This window comes from Arthrobacter sp. NPDC090010 (genome assembly GCF_044748305.1).
In the GTDB taxonomy this organism is placed as follows: domain Bacteria; phylum Actinomycetota; class Actinomycetes; order Actinomycetales; family Micrococcaceae; genus Arthrobacter_E.
On the sequence record NZ_JBIVFT010000006.1, the window covers coordinates 15,669 to 36,443 of the forward strand.

Consider the following 20,775-nt stretch of genomic DNA (forward strand, 5'->3'; position numbering starts at 1 on the left):
ACCATGCTTCACCGCACCCGCACGGCCCGCGCCCTCCCGGCGCTGCTGCTGACCGCCGTCGTCGTCCCGTCCCTTGCCGCCTGCTCCGACCCGGGAGCCAATGCGGCACCGGGTGCGAGCCCGAGCGCCGCCCGCAACGGCATCACGTACAACACCTCCCCGGAGCAGCATCGCATCCGGGACCAGAAGGACCCCGCCGCGGCGGCCAAGGTCCCGGCCGCCATCGCCCAGGACGGCAAGCTGACGGTTGCCACGAGCGCCGGTTCCATCCCGCTCTCCTTCCACGCCACGGACGACAAGACCCCCGTGGGAAGTGAGCTGGACATCGCTCAGCTGGTGGCGGACAAGCTCGGCCTGGAGCTGGACATCAAGGTCACGTCCTGGGAGAGCTGGCCACTGAAGACCCAGTCCGGCGAGGTGGAGACCGTCTTCTCCAATGTGGGCATCAACGCGGACCGGGTGAAGCTCTTCGACTTCTCCGGTTACCGGGCGGCCTTCATGGGCTTCGAGGCGAAGAAGGACTCCACCCTGACGGTCAACGGGGCGGACGACGTGTCCGGCCAGAAGATCTCCGTGGGCTCCGGGACCAACCAGGAGAAGATCCTGCTGGCGTGGAACAAGGAACTGGAAGCGAAGGGCAAGGCACCCGCCCAGCTGGAGTACTACGCCAACGAGGCGGACACCATCCTCGCCCTCTCCTCCGGCCGCACGGATCTGAACCTGGGCCCGTACCCCTCGGCCGTGTACCGTGCGAACACCCGGGACGACCTCAAAGTGGTGGGCAAGGTCAACGCCGGCTGGCCCAGCACCACCCTGGTGGCCGCGGTCTCCAAGCGCGGCAACGGGCTCGCCCCTGCGCTGACGGCGGCGCTCGAATCGGCCATCAAAGACGGCAGCTACGGCAAGGTGCTGGAACGCTGGGGGCTCTCGGAGGAGGCGGTCCCGTCCTCAGAGACCATCACCGCGGAGGACTTCGCCGCCACCGAGGGGGCGAAGAAGTGAAATTCCAGGTCCTGGACATCATCCCGCATCTGAAGAACCCGCTCACGGGCGAGATCGTGTCCACCGCGGACCGGCTCGCCCAGGTGGTGGAGACCGCACGCCGGGCCGAGGAACTCGGCTTCGACTCCTTCTCCGTGGGGGAGCGTCATGCCGGGGAGTTCGTCTCCTCCTCGCCGACCACCGTGCTGGCCGCGATCGCCGCCGTCACCGACCGCATCCGTCTCCAGAGCGGGGTCACGGTGCTCTCCGTGCTGGACCCGGTCCGGGTGGCGGAAGACTACGCCACCATCGACCAGCTCTCCCGCGGCCGTCTGGAACTCGTGATCGGCAAGGGCAACGAGGTGCTGCAGTACCCGCTCTTCGGACTCTCGCTGGACGATCAATGGGACCTGCTGGAGGAGAAGTACGGCCTGCTGCGCCGCCTCTGGCGGGAGGAGGGCGTCACTTGGGAGGGCCGCTTCCGGCCCGCTCTCACCGACCCGACCACGACGACGCCGCGCCCCTACGCGGGTGCCCCGCGCGTCTGGCACGGCTCGGCGACGTCGTTGACCAGTGCAGCGCTCGCCGCCCGGCACGGAGATCCGCTGTTCACCGCGAACGCCATCCAGCCCCGCGAGAACTACAAGGTCCTCATCGACCACTACCGGGAGGAGTACGCCCGCCACGGGCACGATCCGCGCCATGCGTACCTCGGATCCGGCAGCGGCGCGGGAGGCTTGTTCCTGGCCGACACCACGCAGGAGGCCAAGGCCCAGTACGGGCCCGTCTACGAGGCGTTGACCGCGGGCCGGAACGTCCCGGGCAACAATTCCCCCTACCGCGACATCGACCACGCGGTGGCCGAGGGGCCGGCGCTGGTGGGGAGCCCGGGACAGGTGGTGGACAAGATCCTCTCCTATCACGAGCTCTACCGGCACGATCTGCAATCCGTCTCGCTGCCCACCACCTTGCCGTTCGCCCAGCAGCTGGAACTGCTGGAGCGCTTCGCCACCGAGGTGATTCCCGCGGTGCGCGCCGCCGCACCCACCACGCTCTGGGAGGACGGCGACCCCTACGCCGGCCGGCCCGCGTTCACTCATGACAGGAGCCCCTATGTCCTCGCCCACTGAAACCGCATCCGATCTCCAGAACTCCTGGGACACCTGGCACGCCGCACACGAGGAGCAGCGCGCCTCGGAACACGGCTTCCTCGCGGTCACGGGGTTGCACTTCCTGGACGCCGAGGCGCGGCCCGTCGACGGGATTCCCGGCCTCTGGAACGCCGCGGATGACACCGTGACCATCACGCTCTCGGCGCTGGAACGGCTCTCGTGGGATGGCCGGGAACTCAACCCGGACGGCACCGGCAGCACCTCCGTGCTCGGACCGATCGAGGAGCGTGATGCGCTGTATCTGGAGCACGGCCCGGTGCTGATCGAGGTGGTCCGCCGCGGCGGCTTCCTGGTGGTCCGTCCCCGTGACCCCCGGCATGCGCTGCGTACCTCGTACCCCGGAACGCCCGCATTCCCCGCCTCGGAGGACTTCGTGGTCCCCGCCCGGGTGGAGTATTTCGCTGAGTCTCAGTCCGTGACGGTGGGAGCGGTGGTGGAAGGCATCGAGCACGTGTACGAGGCCCCTGCCCGGCTGCGCTTCGAGCTGGGTGGCGTGGAACATGTCCTCACGGCATTCAACGGCCACACGCCTGGCACGCTCAACGTGCTGTTCACTGATCTGACCAGCGGCGACACCACCTACCCGGCCAATCGCTCGCTGACGGTGACTCCGGCGGAGGACGGAACCGCCGTCGTCGACTTCAACCGGGCCGTCAACCTGCCGTGCGCCTACACGGACTTCGCCACCTGCCCGCTGCCGCCCGCCGGAAACCGATTGCCGGTGGCCGTGGAGGCGGGGGAGAAGCTTCCGGTGCAGCGGGAGGCGGCGGCATGAGCGGCTTCCTGATCCTCGAAGCGGGCGACCTTGACGGTTCACTCAAGGAAACGGCCCTCGCAGCGGAGTCGGCAGGCTTCCACGGTTTGTCCTTCACCGCCCATGGCGGCCTGGACGCGGTGCAGCGCGCCGCCTTCCTCGGCCCGTTGACCCATGCCATCGCCCTGCTGCCGCAGGTGGATTCCGTCTACACCGAGCCCTTTCACGTCGCCACCCAGCTGGCCAGTCTCGACTACGTCTCACAGGGCCGGGGCGGCTGGCTGCTCGCCGCGAGCGAGGACGCGCGGGACGCGGCCGCCGTCGGACGTTCCGTGGTGAGCGAGCGCCGTCGCCGGGCTGAAGCCGCCGCGTCCGTGGAAGCCGCCCGGCGTCTCTGGGACTCCTGGGAGGACGACGCCGTCGTGAAGGACATCGCGAGTGGGAGGTACCTGGACGCGGACCGCTTGCACTACGCGGACTTCCGCGCGGACTTCGGGGAAGGCGAGGGGTACTTCGTGAAGGGCCCCTCGATCATCCCGAGGCCGCTGCAGGGCCAGCTTCCCGTGTTCGCGCCGGCGGGGCTCGTCTCACTGGAGGGGCCGTTGTGGCCGGAGGAGATCGATGCGGTGCTGGTCCATGGTTCCTCCGTGGAACACCTGACCACTGAGCTGGGACGACTGCGGGAGGCTTACGGTTTCCGGCAGGACGGCGGGCCCGCCCTGGTGGCGGAACTGGAGGTGGCCCTCGACGCGCGGGGACTCCCGGCGGTCGCGACAGCCAGTGCCGGTGCCCGCTTCACGGGATCCGCTCAGGCGCTCGCCGACGTCGTCGCCGGCCTGCTGGAGCTGGCCGACGGCGTACGTCTGCACCCCTCGTCCTTGCGCACCGGGCTTCCCGAGCTGGCGGCGGTGACGCTGCCGGCGCTGCGCTCTCGGGGTGTCCTCAGACCGCTTCACGCGGGCGGGACGTTTCGGGACGTCCTGGGGCTGGAACGCCCCGTCAACCGTTACGCCACCACGGCAGGAGCACGAGCATGACATACGGCAGCGGCGATTTCCGGCCGAGTGGGCAGATCCAGTTCGGCGTCTTCTTCCAGGGGGTCAACTCCGGAACCATTTGGAAGGTCCCCGAGGCTGGTTCGCAGACGGACTTCGAGTCCTTCCGGCGGGTGGCGCAGACTGCCGAACGCGGCCTGTTCGCGGCCTTCTTCCTCGGGGAGGGGCTGCGACTGAGGGAACATCTGGGCCGGATCCACGAACTGGATGTCGCGGGACGCCCGGACGCCCAGACCATGCTGGCCGCGCTCGCCGGGGTGACGGAGAAGATCGGGCTGGTGGCCACGCAGAACACCACCTACAACGACCCCGCGGATCTGGCCCGCCGCCTGGCGTCCCTGGATCTACTGTCCGGCGGGCGGGCCGCATGGAACATCGTGACGACCGACAACGCCTGGACTGGAGAGAACTTCCGCCGCGGCGGCTATCTGGACCATGCCGACCGTTACACGCACGCCGAGGCCTTCGTGCGTTTGGCGAAGGAGATCTGGGCCTCGGGCCCGGACGGTGCTTCGCCGGCCCGGACGGTGCGTCACGAAGGCCGGCACTACACGGTGGAGGTGGCCCCGTCGTTGCCGCCCAGCGCCCAGCGCAGGCCCGTGCTGTTCCAGGCAGGGGACTCGGCGGAGGGCCGCGACTTCGCGGCCCGTCAGGCGGATGTCATCTTCTCCGCCCACCCCAAGCTGGAGGACGCCCGGACGTTCCGTGCGGACCTGGTGGACCGGACGGTGGCGGCCGGGCGTCACCCGAACGAACTGCTGATCTTCCCGGCCAGCGAGTTCATCCTGGGTGCCACGGAGGAGGAAGCGCGCGAGAAGAAGGCCTGGTTGCGGGAGCAGCAGATCGGCCCGCAGCAGGCGATCGCCTTCCTGGAGCAGTTCTGGGGCCGGAGTCTTGCGGAGTACGACCCGGACGGGCCGCTCCCCGAGGCCGATCCGGTGGTCGAGGAGACGAACGAGACGCGGGGCAGCGGGTTCCACGGTGCCCGCGCCCGGCAGCTGGCGGACCAGTGGCGGGCCGAGGCGAAGGACAAGGGCCTGTCGATCCGGCAATTCGTCACCTCGCAGTCCGCTCGGCGTGATGCGAGCTTCGTGGGGTCCTACGAGTCGGTGGCGGACCACCTGGCCGAGTACGCCCGCGACGGGGTGGTGGACGGCTTCAACATCTCGCCGTGGCTCATCCCGAGCGGTCTGGATGACGTGGTGAACCACCTGGTCCCCGCCCTTCAGGAACGGGGCGTGTACCCCGACGAGTACCGGGGGAGCACCTTGCGTGAGCACCTGGGGCTGAAGGAGCCGTCCCGGGCGTAGCCTGTCCCATAGACGCGCGGGCGCGCGACGATGGGAGCCACACAGGATGACGACCGGCCGGTACCTTGCGGATATGGGAGCGCCCGGACGACGTCGATCCGTGGCCGTGGCGCTCATCGTCCTCTCCCAGTGGCTCGGCACCTCCTTGTGGTTCAGTCCGAGCGGGGCGGCGGAGGATCTGTCCCGCTGGCTCGATCTCGACGCCGGAGGCTTCGGCTGGCTGCTCGCGGCGACCCAGCTCGGTTTCATCGCCGGCACCCTCGCCTCCACTGTGACCGGAGCGGCCGACCGCTTCCCGCCTGAGAGGATCTTCGCGCTGTGCAGTGTGGCCGGAGCCGCGCTGAACTGCTTCTGGACCCTCGGATCGCCGGGTTTCGGGGTCGCCTGGATCGCGCGGTTCGGCGTGGGTGTGGCCCTGGCCGGGATCTATCCGATGGGCATGAAGATGATCGTCCAGCGGGTGGGCGGCGGCTCTGGATCGGCGCTCGGCTGGCTCGTGGCGATGCTGACGCTCGGGACCGCCATGCCTCATATCCTGCGTTCGCTGGGGGCCTCGTTGCCGTGGCAGGCGGTCATCTGGGGTGCATCGATCCTGGCGACGGTCGGAGCGGTGGTGGTGCTGCTCATTCAAGAACGGGTGCCTGGAGCGTCCCGGGTCCTTCCGAAGAACTCCGGTTCCGTGCGTGGCTTGTTCGCTCTGAAGGACTTCCGGGCTTCCTGCGGGGGCTACCTCGGGCACATGTGGGAGCTGTACGCCTTCTGGAGCGTGGTTCCGCTCCTGTGTCTCCGGCTGCTGCCTCAGCATGTGGACCCGGTTTCGGTGGCGACGCTGAGCGCTGTGGTCATCGCTGCGGGCAGTGTCGGCTGTGTGGCCGGCGGGGCGCTCAGCCGGCGGGTGGGCAGCGAAGTCGTCGCGGCGTTCGCCCTGGCAGGTTCCGGGCTGTTGTGCCTGCTGTACCCGCTGATCCCGGCCTCCGCCGTCGTGCTCAAGATCGGCATTCTGGTGCTGTGGGGCGCATTGGTGATCGCGGATTCTCCGCAGTTCTCCGCCATGTCCGCGCGGTACGTCCCCGCTCAGCAAGTGGGGACGGCGCTGACGGCGCAGAACAGTGCGGGATTCCTGCTCACGGTGGTGAGCATCGTGGTGCTGCAAAGCGCCCTGGCGAGCTGGGGCGAGCCGGCCCTCTGGCTGCTGGTGCCCGGGCCCGTGCTGGGGCTCGTGGCGATGAGACGCCTTCTGCGGTCCGGGCCCCGGTGAATCAGGCGGAGAGATCGATGCGGGTTCCGAGCCCGCGTTCCAGGGCCGCGTCGTAGAGAATCCGGCCGATCGCAAGATCCTGCAGGCCCATGCCCACCGAGTTGAAGAGCGTCACCTGCTTTGCGCTTTCCCTGCCCCGTGCGTCGCCGGCCACGACTTGGCCGAGTTCGCCCGCGACGTCGTCGAGCGTGAGCGCACCTTCCTGGATGGCGAGCAGCAGGTCGCCCGATTTGGCGACCGCGGTGTCGAGGCTGTCGACGACGACGCGCGAGCGGCGCATCGCCTCGGAGTCGACCTCTCGGTGATCGGGGCGTGGACGGGCGCCGACGGCGTTCACGTGCTGACCGTCGCGGAACCAGCGTCCGGAGACCACTGGGACGATGGCCGGGGTGAGTGTGCAGACGACGTCGGAGGTGTCGAACACGTCGCGGATCTCCAGCGCACGGATCACCTCGAGGCCGGTGTGCTCGACGGCGCGGCGGAAGGCGTCCAGGGTGGCGTTGGTCCGGGACCAGACCACCACCGTGTCGATGGGGAGGACCGCGCGGAGGGCCTCGACATGGGCGATGGCGAGGGCCCCGGCCCCGACGAGGCCGAGGACGTGGCTTTCCGGGCGGGCAAGGTGCCGGGACGCGACGGCGGACATGGCTGCGGTGCGGGTCCGCGTGGGCACCCGGCCGTCCAGGAGTGCGAGTGTCTCGCCGGTGTTCTGGTCCGCCAGGATGATGGATGAACGCTGGGTGGGGAGGCCAGCTTCGGCGTTCGAGGGGATGTCGCTGAGGAGCTTGGAGGCCACGAGCCCGCGGGGGGCCGAGGCCGCGGCCATGACGAGGTAGCGCGATTCGATGCCGGGTAGGCCCATGGAGAGGGGGCCGGGTTGATTCGCAGACCCCTTCGCTTGGTCTACCAAACTTGCCTCGATGGCTTCGATGGTGGCGTTCATGTCCACCGTGGCCGCGAGGTCTGAGGCGGTCAGAATCAGTGTCATCGGATCTCCCTTGGTGAAGTGTGAGCTAAGACACTATCCCACTTTTGGAATACCAAATGTCAAATTTGATCCAAGGTGACTGTTCTGAACGGCGCCGGGTTGTGGCGATCCGGGTGGCGCGAAATTAATGTCTGACGGCTCTGGAAGGGTGGTGTCATGGAGGCGGAGAGCGGCGTTCGAGAGGGCGCTATTCGGGAGGGCTACGTTCGAGAGGGCCGTGCGGTGCCGGACCCGGAATCACTGCTGGCCGGGTTGGTGTCCTCGCTGGTGGGGATTGAGTCCGCTCTCGCGAGTCTTCAGGCCGTGCGGGAGTACACGCTGGCCATGGCATTCCGCCTTGCCGAGGTGATGACCGCTGAAGAGGATGGCGGTGCTCCGGGGCTGTGGGATTCGAGAGCCGCGGAGTTGGCGCAGCGTTCCGTTGCGGCGGAACTGGCGGTCGCCACGCGAGCGAGTGACCGGACTCTTCAGCGGCAGATGACGACGGCTGCGGAGCTGCTCGACGGGTTCCCGGCTCTGTTTCACGCCATGCTGGAGGGGAGGCTCGGCCGCGCGCAGGCGCGCGTGGTCCAGGAGAACGGCGCCGTCATCGTCGATCCGGCGGCGCGAGCCCGGTACGAGGAGGCCGTCCTGGCCTTGGCTGAGACCCAGACCCCTGGGAGGCTTCGCCGGCTCGCGGCGCGGGAAGCGGAGAAGGCCCAGCGGTTGCCTCTGTCGCAGCGGCACGAGCGCGCCCGTGCGGAGCGGCGGATCTGGCTGAACCCATTGCCCGATGGCATGGCCGAACTCGGCGCCCTCTTGCCCTCCGCGGTCGCTCATGGGGTGTTCGATCGCTTGACGCGCATGGCCGAGCGGTGCCCCGGAACCGGATCGGGGCCGGGAGCGGACGTGGGGTCTGACGCGAGTGACGACGCCGACGGTGGCGAGCCTTGCCCGCGCACGGAATTGCGGTCCCTGAACCAGTCGCGGTCCCGGGATCAACTCCGTGCGGATCTGTTCGCCGATCTGCTTCTCCGCGGCGCTCCGAGTGGTCACGACGCTCCGGAAGGACTCCTCGCCGGGATCGGTGCCCGGGTGGAGGTGACGGTTCCCGTGCTGACGTTGATCGATGCGGATGACTCGGTGACCGAGGGGAGCGCGATGTCCGGAGAGCCTGCCGAGCTGAATGGGCGTCACCCGATCGATCCGGACACTGCGAGGATCCTTGCGGGCCAGGAGGACGGGTGGAACAGGGTGCTCACGGACCCCATCACGGGTGCGGTGCTGGCAGTGGACCGATACCGGCCGGGTGAAGCGCTGCGCAGAATGCTTCGTGCACGTGATTCCCGCTGCCGCTTTCCAGGCTGTGCCGTGCGCGCCGCCCGACTGGACCTCGACCATACGCTCGACGCGGCCTTCGGTGGACCGACCGAGGTCGCAAACCTTGCGGGTCTCTGCCGCCGGCATCATGTGCTCAAGCATCACGGAGGCTGGAAGCTAGGGCAGTCCGGTGGCGGGGTTCTTGAATGGATGAGCCCATTGGGCCTCCGGTACACGGACCATCCGCCGGTCCCGGCGGGTTCGGTTGCGTGTCAGACCGGTCCGCATCCGCCGATCAGGTCGGGGTCTCGGAGTGATCCCGATCCGCCGCCGTTCTGAGACGGACAGTTTGGGGGTGTCTTGCTGGAGGATCTGCCCTGAAGCCCCTCACTCCTCCGCCGGATCCAGTTCCCCGGCCACCTCTTCCAGCGCAGTGCGGACGGCGGTGATGGCGGGGTGGCCCACGCTCGCGAGCCGTGCGGAGGTGAAGACCGTACGCAACGGGGCGCTTGGCAGATTGACCAGCCGCACCGTGGACTTCGCACGCCCCACCCAGATCAGATCCGGGAGCAGTGCCACGGCGTGCCCGGACTCCACGAGACTGATGTGTGCCTGCAGATCGGCCGTCTCGTAGCGGACATCCGGCTCGAAGCCCACGGAACGGCATGCCTGTTCCGCCCAATGCCGGGTGGCCGCGCCCCGGGGCTCCATGACCCAGGGCAACTCCGCCGCGTCCGTGAGCTTCTGCAGAGTGTTCTCCGGGGGCACTGCCAGCCGGATGGCATCCTGCACCAATCGCTTGCGGTCCAAGCCCGGAAGGTGCGGTGCGGCATGATTCGGGTACTGCTCCGCGACCACCAGATCGAAGCCGTGGGCCCAGGTCTCGTGCAGCGCGGTCTCCGGTTCGTACTGCACCATCTCGATGCGCAAGGCCGGATGCCGTTCGGACAATGCCTTCAACGTGGCAGGCAGGAGGGCCAGCATCGCGCTCTGGAACACCGCCATGCGCACCGTGCCCCGGATCTCGTCCTGGCTCGCGGCCACTGCTGCCTCGGCCCGTTCGAAGGCGTCCAGCAGCTCGCCCGTGTGCTCCACCAGGAGCTGCGCCTGCGGTGTCAGCAGGACGCGTCGGCCGGACTTCCGCATCAACTCCACGCCCACCTCCTTCTCCAGGAGCGCGAGCTGCTGCGACACCGACGACGGGCTGTAGGCCAGCGCTTCGGCGACCCCCGCAAGGGTGCCACGGATGCTCAGTTCGCGGAGCAATCTGAGCCTGCGGATCTCCAGCATGAGGGCCTCGATTCAGGGGTGCCGGCGGTGCCAGGAAGGCCCGCGCAGATAGTTCATTAAAGCTGATCAATATCCTACAGAAAACATCACTTTTCCTAATTTTCCTTAAGGCGCATACTGATGTTCAGATCGATCGAGTGACCCGGTTCATGGACGAGCCGGAACACACCGATCACCCCCTCCCCGCCCCCCGGTGACGCACCCCGGGAACGGCGTCATCATTGAAGTGCAAGGAGCGCCATGACCACCCCTGCCCACGTCGAATCACCGGCCGTCAAGCCACAGGACCTGGCCACGGAGGCCATTGCATTGGTGCGCCGCTGGCTCGAAGAGGGCGCGAAGGTTCCCGTCGACGCCTCCGCCGCGCAGCTGGCCGGCGTGCTGAAGGACCCCAACGGCCTGGCGTTCACCGTCGGCTTCGTGGACGGCGTCGTCCGCCCCGAGGATCTGAGCGTCGCGGCCCGCAACCTCAAGGCCTTGGCTCCCAAGGTCCCGGCCTTCCTGCCCTGGTACATGAAGTCCGCCGTCGCGCTCGGTGGTTCCCTCGCCCCCGTACTGCCCGGCGTCGTCATCCCCGTGGCCCGCCGCGTGCTGCGCGAGATGGTCGGTCACCTGATCGTGGACGCCACGGACGCCAAGCTCGGCGCCTCCATTCAGAAGATCAAGAAGGACGGCGTCCACCTCAACGTCAACCTCCTGGGCGAGGCCATCCTCGGCCAGAACGAGGCGTCCCGACGCCTCGAAGGCACCCGGAAGCTGCTGGCCCGTCCCGACGTCGACTACGTCTCCATCAAGGTCTCCTCCACCGTCGCCCCGCACAACCACTGGGCATTCGATGAGGCCGTGGAGCACATCATCGAAAAGCTGGCCCCGCTCTACCGGCTGGCGGCCTCCTCCAGCCCCCGCAAGTTCATCAACCTGGACATGGAGGAGTACAAGGACCTGGAGCTGACCATCGCGGTCTTCACCCAGCTCCTGGACCGCCCCGAGTTCAAGGACCTGGAAGCCGGCATCGTGCTCCAGGCCTATCTCCCGGACGCCCTGAGCGCCATGATCCGCCTCCAGGAATGGTCCGCCGCCCGCACCGCCCAGGGCGGCGCGCCCATCAAGGTGCGCGTGGTCAAGGGCGCCAACCTGCCCATGGAGCAGGTCGACGCCGATCTGCACGGCTGGCCGCTGGCCACCTGGGGCAGCAAGCAGGACTCGGACACCTCGTACAAGGCCGTCCTGGACTACGCCCTGACCCCCGAGCACATCGCCAACGTCCGCATCGGCGTCGCAGGCCACAACCTCTTCGACGTGGCGCTCGCGCATCTGCTGGCCGAGGCCCGGGGCGTGAAGCAGGGCCTTGAGTTCGAAATGCTGCTCGGCATGGCCACCGGCCAGGCCGAGGCCGTGAAGCGCACCGTCGGATCGCTGCTGCTCTACACCCCCGTGGTGCACCCGGGCGAGTTCGATGTGGCCATCGCCTACCTGATCCGCCGCCTGGAAGAAGGCGCGAGCCAGGAGAACTTCATGTCCGCCGTGTTCGAGCTGGACAAGAACGAGGGGCTCTTCGAGCGCGAGAAGAACCGCTTCCTCGCCTCCCTCGACGCCCTGACGGACACCGTCCCCGGCCCCAACCGTGTCCAGGACCGCGGCGCGTTCGACGACGCCGCTCTCACCCGGGAAGAGCTCTCCCGCGCCGCGCTCTCCACCGGTGACGCCGGCTTCGGCGGCCCCACCGCGAGTTTCGAGAACACCCCGGACACGGACCCTGACCTGCCGGCCAACCGCGCCTGGGGCCGCGCCATCCTCGAGCGGGTGCCCGGCACCGCACTCGGCCTCGCCACGGCGGACTCCCACGTGCTGAACACCGCGGAAGAGCTCGACGCCGTGATCGCCACCGCCGTCGCGCGCGGCACCGAATGGGGCGCCCTCACCGGCGCCCAGCGTGCGGACGTCCTGCACCGTGCCGGGGTCCGCCTGGAGGCCCGCCGCGCCGAGCTGCTCGAGGTCATGGCCGCGGAGTGCGGCAAGACCCTGGACCAGGGCGACCCCGAGGTCTCCGAGGCCATCGACTTCGCCCACTACTACGCGGAACTCGCCAAGGAACTCGACCACGTGGACGGCGCCACCTTCGTGCCGTCCAAGCTGACCGTCGTCACCCCGCCGTGGAACTTCCCGGTGGCCATCCCGGCCGGCTCCACCCTCGCCTCCCTCGCCGCCGGCTCCGCCGTCGTCATCAAGCCCGCCAAGCAGGCCCGCCGCTCCGGCGCCGTCATGGTCGAGGCTCTCTGGGAGGCCTTCGACGAGGCCGGGATCGACCGCAGCGTACTGCAGTACGTCCAGCTGGCCGACCGTGAGCTCGGCACGCAGCTGGTGTCCCACCCGGCCGTGGACCGCCTGATCCTGACCGGTGGTTACGAGACCGCCGAGCTGTTCCGCAGTTTCCGCAAGGACCTGCCGATGCTGGCCGAGACCAGTGGCAAGAACGCCATCATCGTCACCCCGTCCGCCGACCTGGACCTCGCCGCCAAGGACGTCGTCCAGTCCGCCTTCGGTCACGCCGGCCAGAAGTGCTCCGCCGCCTCCCTGGTGGTGCTGGTGGGCTCCGTGGCGACCTCCCGCCGCTTCAATCAGCAGCTGGAGGACGCCGCACGCTCCCTCAAGGTCGGCTACCCGGTGGACCCGCAGACCCAGATGGGCCCGGTCATCGAACCGGCTCAGGGTAAGCTCCTGCGCGGCCTGACCACCCTCGGCGAGGGTGAGAAGTGGGTGCTGGAGCCCCGGAAGCTGGACGAGTCCGGCAAGCTGTGGAGCCCGGGCGTCCGCACCGGTGTGAAGCGCGGCAGCGAGTACCACAAGACCGAATACTTCGGCCCGATCCTGGGCGTCATGACCGCTGAGACCCTGGAAGAGGCCGTGGCGATCGTCAACGAGATCGACTACGGCCTGACCTCCGGCCTGCACTCCCTGGACCCGGCCGAGCTGGACTACTGGCTGCAGAACATCCAGGCCGGCAACCTGTACGTGAACCGCGGGATCACCGGTGCGATCGTGCGCCGCCAGCCGTTCGGCGGCTGGAAGAAGTCCGCGGTGGGCGCTGGCACCAAGGCCGGCGGCCCCAACTACCTGGTGGGTCTCGGCTCCTGGAAGGACGCCGAGGTGTCCGCCTCCGGTGCGCCGACCACTGCCGCCCGCGGCCTCCTCACGGCCGCCCGCTCCGCCGGGCTGGCCGCCGAGGATCTCGCCTGGCTGGAAGGCGCCCTGGCGTCCGACGCCCTGGCCTGGGGCTCCGAGTTCGGCGCCGCCCGCGACGCCTCCGGCCTGACCGCCGAGCGCAATGTGTTCCGCTACCACGCCGTCCCGGCGACCATCCGTTTCAGCGGTGAGGCTTCCGGTCACGGCCTTGCCGAGGTGCTGCGTGTCGCGGCCGCTGCGGCCACCGCCTGGGGCGGACGCACCCCGGAGGGCACCGTGGTGAGCACCGCGGAGACGCTGCCCGCCGCCGTCGTGCAGGCGCTGAGCGCTGCCGGTATGCCGGCCATCGTGGAGGACGACGCCGCGTGGGCCGCCCGGGTGGGCCGTCTCGCCGCGAAGAACGGCCCGGAGTCCTCGGCGCGCATCCGACTGATCGGCGCACCGGTCCTGCCGACGGCTGAGGCGGCCGACGGCAAGCCGGACGTGGCGATCTACGCGAACGACGTCGTCGCCGCGGGTCGCGTGGAGCTGCTCACCTTCCTCAAGGAACAGGCCGTCTCGATCACCGCGCACCGCTTCGGCACGCCGAACCACCTCTCGGATGCGCTGATCTAGCAGCACCTCCCCTCACGGCCGCGAGCCGCCAATAGATGCCCTTATCCGTGCAGGATTCGGGCATCTATTGGCGGCTCGCGTCGTCGGGGGAGGGCTACTTCTTCGGCAGGCCCGGCGGGTTCAGTTCGGAATGCGGGATGGCCTCCTCGGACAGGCCCCAGCGGTCCAGGATCTTGCCGTAGGTGCCGTCCTGGATGAGGTCGTTGAGCGCGGTCTGAGCGGCCTTCGCGAAGCCGTTGCCCTTCTGGGTGCCCAGGGCGATGTTCGCCTTGAGCGGCCAGCCGCCGTCGAGCAGTCCCACCAGCTTCGTCTGCCCGGTTTTCGCCGCCTTGTATGCGGACGTCGCGTTCGGGCCGAGAGTGAGGTCCGCGCGCCCGGACTGGAGGGCCAGCGACGAGGCCGAGTCGTCGTCGTAGTACTGGAACTGGACGGGGGCGAGGCCGTTCTTCTTGTTCTCCGCGTCCCAGGCCAGCAGGATCGACTCCTGATTGGTTCCCGAGCCGACGATGATCTTCTTGCCGGCCACATCCGCAGGCTTGCTGATGGAGGTCACCGGACTGTCGCTCTTGGCGTAGAAGCCCAGCTTGTCGCTGCGGTAGCTGGCGAAGTCGAACTTCTCCTTGCGTTCCTCGGTGACGGTCACGTTGGAGACCACCGCCTCGTACTTCCCGGAGGCGACGCCCAGAGGCCAGTTCTCCCAGGTGGTGGGGACGATCTGTGCCTTGAGGCCCAGCTTCTCGGCGACCGCGACGGCGATGTCCACCTCGTTGCCGACCGGCGTCTTGCTGTCACTGGCGTAGACGGCGAGGGGCGCGGCGTATGGGCTGACGGCGACGGTGAGGGTGCCGTCGGCCTTGATGGCCGCAGGGACCAGCGCGGCCGCCGCGGGATCGGCGGTGACGGGGAAGCGGTCCTGTTCTGGGCTGAGGTTGAAAACCTTGCCCGCGACAGTTGCTGAGGGTGACGGTTCCGTGCCGGGGGCGGCGTTCGCGCCGGGGTCCGAGCAGGCGCTGAGCCCTACGGAGACGCTGGCGAGGAGGACGACGGCGGCCGCGGTGGTTGATCGTGCAGAGCTCATGATGACCTTTCGAAAGTAGAGCTGGTGCAGCAACTTTCACGGTGGCCGGGGCGCCCGGTCAAAGCCGTTCGACATGGTGCGAGACGTGTGGAAACACGGGGAATCGCGGCGTCACGGCACGACGCCGGAGAGGTCATCGAAGGACTCAGAGGGTCACGGTCCGCCCGGCGCCGACCGGGCGGAACCGGCCGCCTGGTTCTCCCGGCCCAGGAAGGTGGACAGCTCGCCGATGGTACTCATCAGCGGCGCAGGGAACACCACCGTGGTGTTCTTGTCCACGCCGATCTCCACCAGGCTCTGCAGATTGCGGAGCTGCAGTGCCAGCGGGTGCGCCATCATGGTGTCCGAGGCGTCGCCCAGGGCGGCGGCGGAGATGGCCTCGCCTTCGGCAGCGATGATCTTGGCCCGCTTCTCCCGCTCGGCCTCGGCCTGCCGGGCCATCGCCCGTTTCATCGTCTCGGGAAGCTGGATGTCCTTCAGCTCCACCAGGGTCACTTCGATGCCCCAATCGGTGGTGAGCACGTCCAGGATCTGGCGGATGTCGTCATTGATACGTTCCGTCTCGGACAGGGTCTGATCCAGGGTGTGCCGTCCGACGACCTTCCGGAGCGTCGTCTGGGCGATCTGGTTGATGGCGGCGGCCACGTTCTCGATGGCGACGACCGACTTCACCGAGTCGACGACCCGGTAGTAGGCGACGGCGGAGATGTCGACGCTGACATTGTCCTGGGTGATGATGCCCTGAGACTGGATCGGCATGGTCACGATTCGCAGGCTCACGAGGTGCAGACGGTCGACCACGGGGATGATCAGCCGGAAACCGGGCAGCCGCACCCCCATCACCCGGCCCAGCCGGAAGAGGACGCCCTGCTCGTACTGCTGGACGATGCGGATCGACATCCTGGCGATGATGGCCAGGATCAGGACGATCACGACGGCGGTCACGATGCTTGCAATGATGGGGTCCACGGGGATCCCCTCCTTAGCTTGCGAAGCCGTCAGGAGGCGTTTGCGGCCTGTTCGGCTCCTCCTTCCATTGTCCCTCCGGTGACGGGAAAAGGCGCTGGGGAGCACCTGAGGAGAGCTGCCAGGAATGCCCGGCCGCCCGCCGTCGTTGTCTCTGAATGCGGCGTCAACGCCGCGCACTCCACGAAAGGCAGCCATGTCCCTGAAGCTCTCCATCCTCGACCTCGCGACCATCGGACCCGGGCAGAGCGTGAAGGAGAGTCTGGACGGCAGTGTGGAGCTGGCCCGCCTGGCCGAGCGTGCCGGGTACGAGCGCGTCTGGTATGCCGAGCACCACAACATGGCCAGCATCGCGTCCTCGGCGACGAGCGTGCTGATCGCGCACGTGGCGGCGCACACCGAGAGCATCCGTCTCGGCGCCGGGGGAGTCATGCTCCCGAATCACTCGCCGCTGACCATCGCGGAGCAGTTCGGAACCCTTGAGACGCTCCACCCGGGCCGCATCGACCTCGGATTGGGCCGTGCACCCGGCAGCGACCAGAACACCATGCGCGCCCTGCGCCGCGACCCGATGGCCGCCGACACCTTCCCCCAGGACGTTCAGGAACTTCAGGCCTTCCTCGGCGACAAGACCCTCATCCCCGGTGTCGAGGCGACCCCGGGCAAGGGCACCGAGGTGCCGCTGTACATCCTGGGGTCCTCCCTGTTCGGGGCGAAGCTCGCGGCCGCGCTCGGCCTGCCCTATGCCTTCGCCTCGCACTTCGCCCCGGCGGCCCTGCAGGACGCTGTGCGGATCTACCGGCAGCAGTTCAAGCCCTCAGCGCAGCTGGCCGAACCCTATGTGATCGCGGGCGTGAACGTCGTCGCGGCCGACTCCAATCAGACGGCTCAGGAGCTGCTGCGTGATGCACTCCGCCAGCGGGTCCAGACCTTCTTCGGCAAGGACCACGTGTTCACGGCGGACGAGGCGGACCTGGTGTTGGACTCCCCGCAGGGGCAGCATCTGCGCGAGATGGTCCGCTACTCCGCAGTCGGCGAGCCCGACGCCGTACTGGAGTATCTCGAAGGTTTTGCGAAGCACGCGGATGCCGACGAACTCATCGTGGCGCACCAGGCTCCGGGCACCGAGGCGAAGCTCCGCTCCGCCGAGCTGCTGGGCCAGGTGGCCCTGGTCTAGGGGTCAGACGGTGGTGGCCGCCACTGCCACCAGGATGAACGCGGCCACGATGACCGCTACGCGCAGATAGTGCAGTCGGTCCCAGCGCTGCTGGAGTTCCCGCCAGTCGGCCGGGTGGTTTTCCGCGGTCCAGTGCTTGCCGCGATTGTTGAGGGGGACCAGCAGGGCGATCGAGAGGACCACGCTGGCGGCCATCAGGACCACGGCGATCACCCCCGCCGTCGCCGCCGGACCGCCCCAGGTGAGGATCGCGAGGACGGCGATCAGTACCAGGGACCCGAAATACCAGAATGGCATCACGCGCCCCAGCATGCGGCCGCCGTGGGCTCGCGCTTCGATGCACGCCTCCAGCGGCAGAGCGCGCAGGATCGGGTTGATGACGAAGGCGACGGAGAATTCCACGCCTACCATGAGGCCGACGACGGTCACGGCCAGGACTGCGAACACGGTTTCCATGGACATCTCCAATATCTAGCAGTGCTATATATTCTAGCAATGCTAGAGTAGGTCTCGTCGGCACGGATGGCAAGGGGTTCTCAGGGTGGATTCAAAGATGCGGCAGCAGCGTGGCGAGGAGCGCCGTCGTCGCATTCTCGACGCGGCCAGGGAGCGTGCCGACGCGAACGGATGGACCGCCGTGACCACGCGTCATCTTGCCGACGCGATCGGTTACACCCAGCCGGTGCTCTACGGGCACTTCCCCGGCGGCAAGGCGGAGATCATGCTGACGCTGGCCTTTGAAGGCTTCGTTGAGCTGATGGACCGTTGCCGTCGGGCCCTGGGTGATCGGCTGGGGCGGGACGCCGCAGAGGCGGTGGCGCTCGCATATCTCGAGTTCGGCGCAGAGCATCCGGCCGTCTATGAGGCCATGTTCCAGCAGCCCCTGGACACGCCGTTCGCCAGTGAGGACACGCGCGCGGAACTGCGCGCGGCGTACCAAGTGCTCGCTGATGCGATCGGGGACGACGGCGACGGCGCTGCCACCGAGGCGTTTTGGGGCGCCCTGCACGGGATCAGTCTGCTCGAACGGGCAGGGCGCATGCGTTTGGAGCATCGCGCCGCGCGCATCGCAGAGTTGGCTGCGCGCTTCGCGAACTGACTTCAGTCCGCCTGGAACTCCTTCACCAAGTCCAGGAACGCCCGCGCAGCCGGGCTGGGGTGGAGCCGGTCCCAGGCGAGGTACTCGTGGCGCACTGTCTGCTCACGCAGCGGGACGGCGACAACGCCCGGAAGCGCCGCCGCATAGCGCCCCGGCAGGAGCATGACGGCCAGGCCGTTCGCCACGAGTTCGCACATCAGCTCCATGGACCCCAGCTCGTACGCGACCCTGCGTTCGATGCCGGCCCGAGCGAAGGCGGCGTCACTCTGTTTGCGCCCGGCCGAGGTGTAGGGGAAATCGGCGAACGGTTCCCCGCTCAGTTCTTCCAGGGAGAGCTGCGCCTGCCGGGCCAGTGGATGCCCGGGCGCGAGTACCGCGACCAGGCTGTCCCGGGTCAGTTCCCGGGAGTCGACGCCTTCCACTCGTGTGCCGTCCAGGAGTCCGAGGAAACCGAGGTCGAGTGTCCCGGTGCGGATCTCCTGGATCATCTCCTCGCTATTGGAGACGCGGGCGGCGAGGGTCAGCTCGGGAAAGCGCTCGCGGCACTCCCGGAGCAGTCGCGGGAGTTCGACGGCGGTCAGCGTGGGGATGAACCCGATCCGCAAGGTGCCGCGGACCACGCCCTGTGCGGCGGCAGCCTCGTTCTTCGCCCGCTCGGCGGATTCCAGGCAGGCTCTGGCGTGCGGGAGGAATGCATCGCCGGCTTCCGTGAGCCTCACCTGGCGACTGGAACGGACGAAGAGGGGTGTCCCGAGTTCGCGCTCAAGGGCGGCGATCTGGTGGCTCAGGGCGGACTGGACCACGAAATGCCGTGCCGCGGCGCGGGTGAAACTCCCGGTTTCCGCGATGGCGACGACGTATCGCATCTGTTGCAGTTCCATCCATCTAAAGTACTCATGATTTCGATGAAATCTATGTGTTGGACTCATTGATCCTGCCTGAGTCACAGTGGATGCATGACCACCGAAGTCCTCGAGGCGAGCTCCGCCCCTCAATCACCGGTACCCGCCGACCGCCGTCGTACGCTGCCGTTGGCTCTGGTGACGGTTCTCGCGGCTCTTGCCCCGCTCTCCTGGGGCACCACCTATCTCGTCACCACGGACTTCCTGCCTGCGGGGCATCCGCTGTTCGCCGGGCTGGCCCGGGCTCTGCCCGCCGGACTCGTGGCGTTGGCGCTGGGCAGAGCTCTGCCGCGCGGCATCTGGTGGTTCCGGGCGGCGGTCCTCGGCCTGCTGAACATCGGTTTCTTCTTCCCGCTCCTCTTCATTTCAGCGGGTCATCTGCCGGGCGGGGTGGCCGCCACGCTCGGTGCCGCGCAGCCGTTGGTCGTCGTGTTCCTGGCCGTCGCCGTACTGAAGGAGAAACTCGCATTCTGGCGGCTTGCCTGGGCTGTGGTGGGAGCTGTCGGAGTGGCCTTCGTCGTACTCGGACGTTCGGCGGCGCTCGACGCCGTCGGTGTCGTGGCGGGCTTGGCAGGCACGGCGTCGATGGCGCTCGGCATCGTCCTGACCAAGAAGTGGGGCAAGCCCGACGGCGTCCGGCCGATCGCCGTCGTCGGCTGGCAGCTCACGGCAGGAGGGCTCTTCCTGCTGCCGCTGACGCTGCTGGTGGAGGGGCTCCCGGAAGTCGTCGACGCGCGCGGCCTGGCGGGATATCTGTGGCTCGGCTTGGTGGGCGGCCTGCTGGCCTACGCGCTGTGGTTCTGGGCCATCGGAAAACTGCCCGTGACCAGGGCTTCTCTTCTCGGCTTCCTGTCACCGCTGATGGCGGCCACACTGGGGGTGCTCGTCAAGGGTGAGACGTTCGGTCCTCTGCAATTGCTGGGACTGGTGCTCGCGTTCGGGGCGATGCTCCTGGGACAGCTCAGAGGGCCGCGCCGGGTGGAACGCCGTCCGGGAGTTCGTACACCGCGCTGAAGGCTCCCTGGATAGCGGCGACCATGTCCACCGATTCATCAGCGAGCCATTGCAGTTGAAGACCGTCCATGGTGGCGAGAGCGATCGTTGCGGCCGTCTCGTGACTCAGCCCGTTCCGCGGGTGGACGTCGAATCCTTTGAGGTATTCGACGATCGATGCACGCATGCGGTCATAACGATCGCGGAAGAAGGGGGCGGCCGGATGCCCCGCGGCACGCGCCCGGCTGCCCATGGCGACGAATAGGGCGACGAGCCCAGGATTCTCCGTGTTGTGCCGAATCTGCTGCTCGAGAATACTGAAGTCCTCATGCAGGTCGCCATCGGACATGAAGGAATCGACTGTCGCAGGGCCGCCGTCCTTGTAGAAATCCCGCGAGCGCAGCACCTCGACGAGCAGGTCTTCCTTGGACTCGAAATAGTAGAGGATGCCCCCGGTGGTGGTGCCGCAGCGGCGGGCGATCTCGCGCAGGCTCGCCTGTTCCTCCCCGCCATCGCCGAACACTTCGAGCGCCACCCGGAGTATCTCTTCCCGCTTGGCTGCGCCCTTCCGCGACTTGGCATTCTCCATAGTTCTCGATCATAGGGTCACTGCGGCCGGATCATTCTTGTCAAGCCGGAACCTCTAGCCAAAGTG

At 68.2% G+C, this 20,775-nt stretch carries 18 protein-coding genes; 11 read left to right on the top strand and 7 right to left on the bottom strand.

Annotated elements, in window-relative coordinates:
• The first annotated feature begins 3 nt into the window (after positions 1–3).
• From ACIPXZ_RS10285 to ACIPXZ_RS10310, 6 genes are all read left to right on the top strand, one after another.
• Positions 4–1,002: an ABC transporter substrate-binding protein gene (locus ACIPXZ_RS10285; RefSeq protein WP_400593399.1), complete on the top strand. Its 999-nt coding sequence runs from the start codon at positions 4–6 to the stop codon at positions 1,000–1,002.
• Entirely contained in the window at positions 999–2,111 is a 1,113-nt protein-coding gene (locus tag ACIPXZ_RS10290; protein ID WP_400593402.1) for an LLM class flavin-dependent oxidoreductase, read from the top strand. The genes ACIPXZ_RS10285 and ACIPXZ_RS10290 overlap by 4 nt, the downstream gene beginning before the upstream one ends.
• Complete coding sequence (locus ACIPXZ_RS10295) at positions 2,095–2,928, top strand: DUF1684 domain-containing protein (RefSeq protein WP_400593405.1); 834 nt, start codon at positions 2,095–2,097, stop codon at positions 2,926–2,928. The genes ACIPXZ_RS10290 and ACIPXZ_RS10295 overlap by 17 nt, the downstream gene beginning before the upstream one ends.
• The gene (locus tag ACIPXZ_RS10300) at positions 2,925–3,944 is read left to right on the top strand and encodes an LLM class flavin-dependent oxidoreductase (protein ID WP_400593408.1); all 1,020 of its coding nucleotides are present in this window, start codon (positions 2,925–2,927) and stop codon (positions 3,942–3,944) included. The genes ACIPXZ_RS10295 and ACIPXZ_RS10300 overlap by 4 nt, the downstream gene beginning before the upstream one ends.
• Entirely contained in the window at positions 3,941–5,272 is a 1,332-nt protein-coding gene (locus tag ACIPXZ_RS10305) for an NtaA/DmoA family FMN-dependent monooxygenase (RefSeq protein WP_400593411.1), read from the top strand. The genes ACIPXZ_RS10300 and ACIPXZ_RS10305 overlap by 4 nt, the downstream gene beginning before the upstream one ends.
• A gap of 73 nt (positions 5,273–5,345) precedes the next feature.
• A complete protein-coding gene (locus ACIPXZ_RS10310) occupies positions 5,346–6,530 on the top strand; it encodes a nitrate/nitrite transporter (protein ID WP_400593414.1) in 1,185 nt (394 codons plus the stop codon).
• A 1-nt stretch (position 6,531) separates the two neighbouring features.
• Here the strand turns inward: ACIPXZ_RS10310 and ACIPXZ_RS10315 are convergent, their stop codons facing one another.
• Positions 6,532–7,518 carry an ornithine cyclodeaminase family protein gene (locus ACIPXZ_RS10315; RefSeq protein WP_400593417.1) on the bottom strand — a complete coding sequence of 329 codons (987 nt, stop codon included), beginning with the start codon at positions 7,516–7,518 and terminating at the stop codon, positions 6,532–6,534.
• Between the two features lie 156 nt (positions 7,519–7,674).
• Between ACIPXZ_RS10315 and ACIPXZ_RS10320 the strand changes: the two genes are divergently transcribed.
• On the top strand, positions 7,675–9,156 hold the full coding sequence (locus ACIPXZ_RS10320; protein ID WP_400593420.1) for a DUF222 domain-containing protein: 1,482 nt from the start codon (positions 7,675–7,677) through the stop codon (positions 9,154–9,156).
• Positions 9,157–9,204: 48 nt separating this feature from the next.
• Here the strand turns inward: ACIPXZ_RS10320 and ACIPXZ_RS10325 are convergent, their stop codons facing one another.
• Positions 9,205–10,107, bottom strand: a complete 903-nt coding sequence (locus tag ACIPXZ_RS10325) for a LysR substrate-binding domain-containing protein (protein WP_400593423.1) — start codon at positions 10,105–10,107, stop codon at positions 9,205–9,207.
• 240 nt (positions 10,108–10,347) lie between these two features.
• Here ACIPXZ_RS10325 and ACIPXZ_RS10330 point away from each other — a divergent pair, with 240 nt between their 5' ends.
• Positions 10,348–13,905 (top strand): bifunctional proline dehydrogenase/L-glutamate gamma-semialdehyde dehydrogenase, encoded by a 3,558-nt coding sequence (locus ACIPXZ_RS10330; protein ID WP_400593426.1) that lies wholly within the window; start codon positions 10,348–10,350, stop codon positions 13,903–13,905.
• A gap of 94 nt (positions 13,906–13,999) precedes the next feature.
• On the opposite strand, the gene ACIPXZ_RS10335 is transcribed toward ACIPXZ_RS10330, so the two are convergent.
• A complete protein-coding gene (locus tag ACIPXZ_RS10335; protein WP_400593429.1) occupies positions 14,000–14,983 on the bottom strand; it encodes an ABC transporter substrate-binding protein in 984 nt (327 codons plus the stop codon).
• Positions 14,984–15,136: 153 nt separating this feature from the next.
• A complete protein-coding gene (locus ACIPXZ_RS10340) occupies positions 15,137–15,883 on the bottom strand; it encodes a slipin family protein (RefSeq protein ID WP_400593960.1) in 747 nt (248 codons plus the stop codon).
• A 262-nt stretch (positions 15,884–16,145) separates the two neighbouring features.
• On the opposite strand from ACIPXZ_RS10340, the gene ACIPXZ_RS10345 reads away from it, so the two are divergent.
• Entirely contained in the window at positions 16,146–17,126 is a 981-nt protein-coding gene (locus ACIPXZ_RS10345) for an LLM class flavin-dependent oxidoreductase (RefSeq protein ID WP_400593431.1), read from the top strand.
• A gap of 3 nt (positions 17,127–17,129) precedes the next feature.
• Here the strand turns inward: ACIPXZ_RS10345 and ACIPXZ_RS10350 are convergent, their stop codons facing one another.
• Positions 17,130–17,588: an anthrone oxygenase family protein gene (locus tag ACIPXZ_RS10350; protein ID WP_400593434.1), complete on the bottom strand. Its 459-nt coding sequence runs from the start codon at positions 17,586–17,588 to the stop codon at positions 17,130–17,132.
• 79 nt (positions 17,589–17,667) lie between these two features.
• On the opposite strand from ACIPXZ_RS10350, the gene ACIPXZ_RS10355 reads away from it, so the two are divergent.
• Complete coding sequence (locus ACIPXZ_RS10355; protein ID WP_400593437.1) at positions 17,668–18,225, top strand: TetR/AcrR family transcriptional regulator; 558 nt, start codon at positions 17,668–17,670, stop codon at positions 18,223–18,225.
• A 2-nt stretch (positions 18,226–18,227) separates the two neighbouring features.
• Here ACIPXZ_RS10355 and ACIPXZ_RS10360 read toward each other — a convergent pair whose 3' ends face one another.
• Complete coding sequence (locus ACIPXZ_RS10360; RefSeq protein WP_400593440.1) at positions 18,228–19,106, bottom strand: LysR family transcriptional regulator; 879 nt, start codon at positions 19,104–19,106, stop codon at positions 18,228–18,230.
• Between the two features lie 75 nt (positions 19,107–19,181).
• On the opposite strand from ACIPXZ_RS10360, the gene ACIPXZ_RS10365 reads away from it, so the two are divergent.
• Positions 19,182–20,141: an EamA family transporter gene (locus tag ACIPXZ_RS10365; RefSeq protein ID WP_400593443.1), complete on the top strand. Its 960-nt coding sequence runs from the start codon at positions 19,182–19,184 to the stop codon at positions 20,139–20,141.
• On the opposite strand, the gene ACIPXZ_RS10370 is transcribed toward ACIPXZ_RS10365, so the two are convergent.
• Entirely contained in the window at positions 20,089–20,709 is a 621-nt protein-coding gene (locus ACIPXZ_RS10370; RefSeq protein ID WP_400593445.1) for a TetR/AcrR family transcriptional regulator, read from the bottom strand. The two genes, ACIPXZ_RS10365 and ACIPXZ_RS10370, sit on opposite strands and share 53 nt — an antisense overlap.
• Positions 20,710–20,775 lie beyond the last annotated feature (66 nt).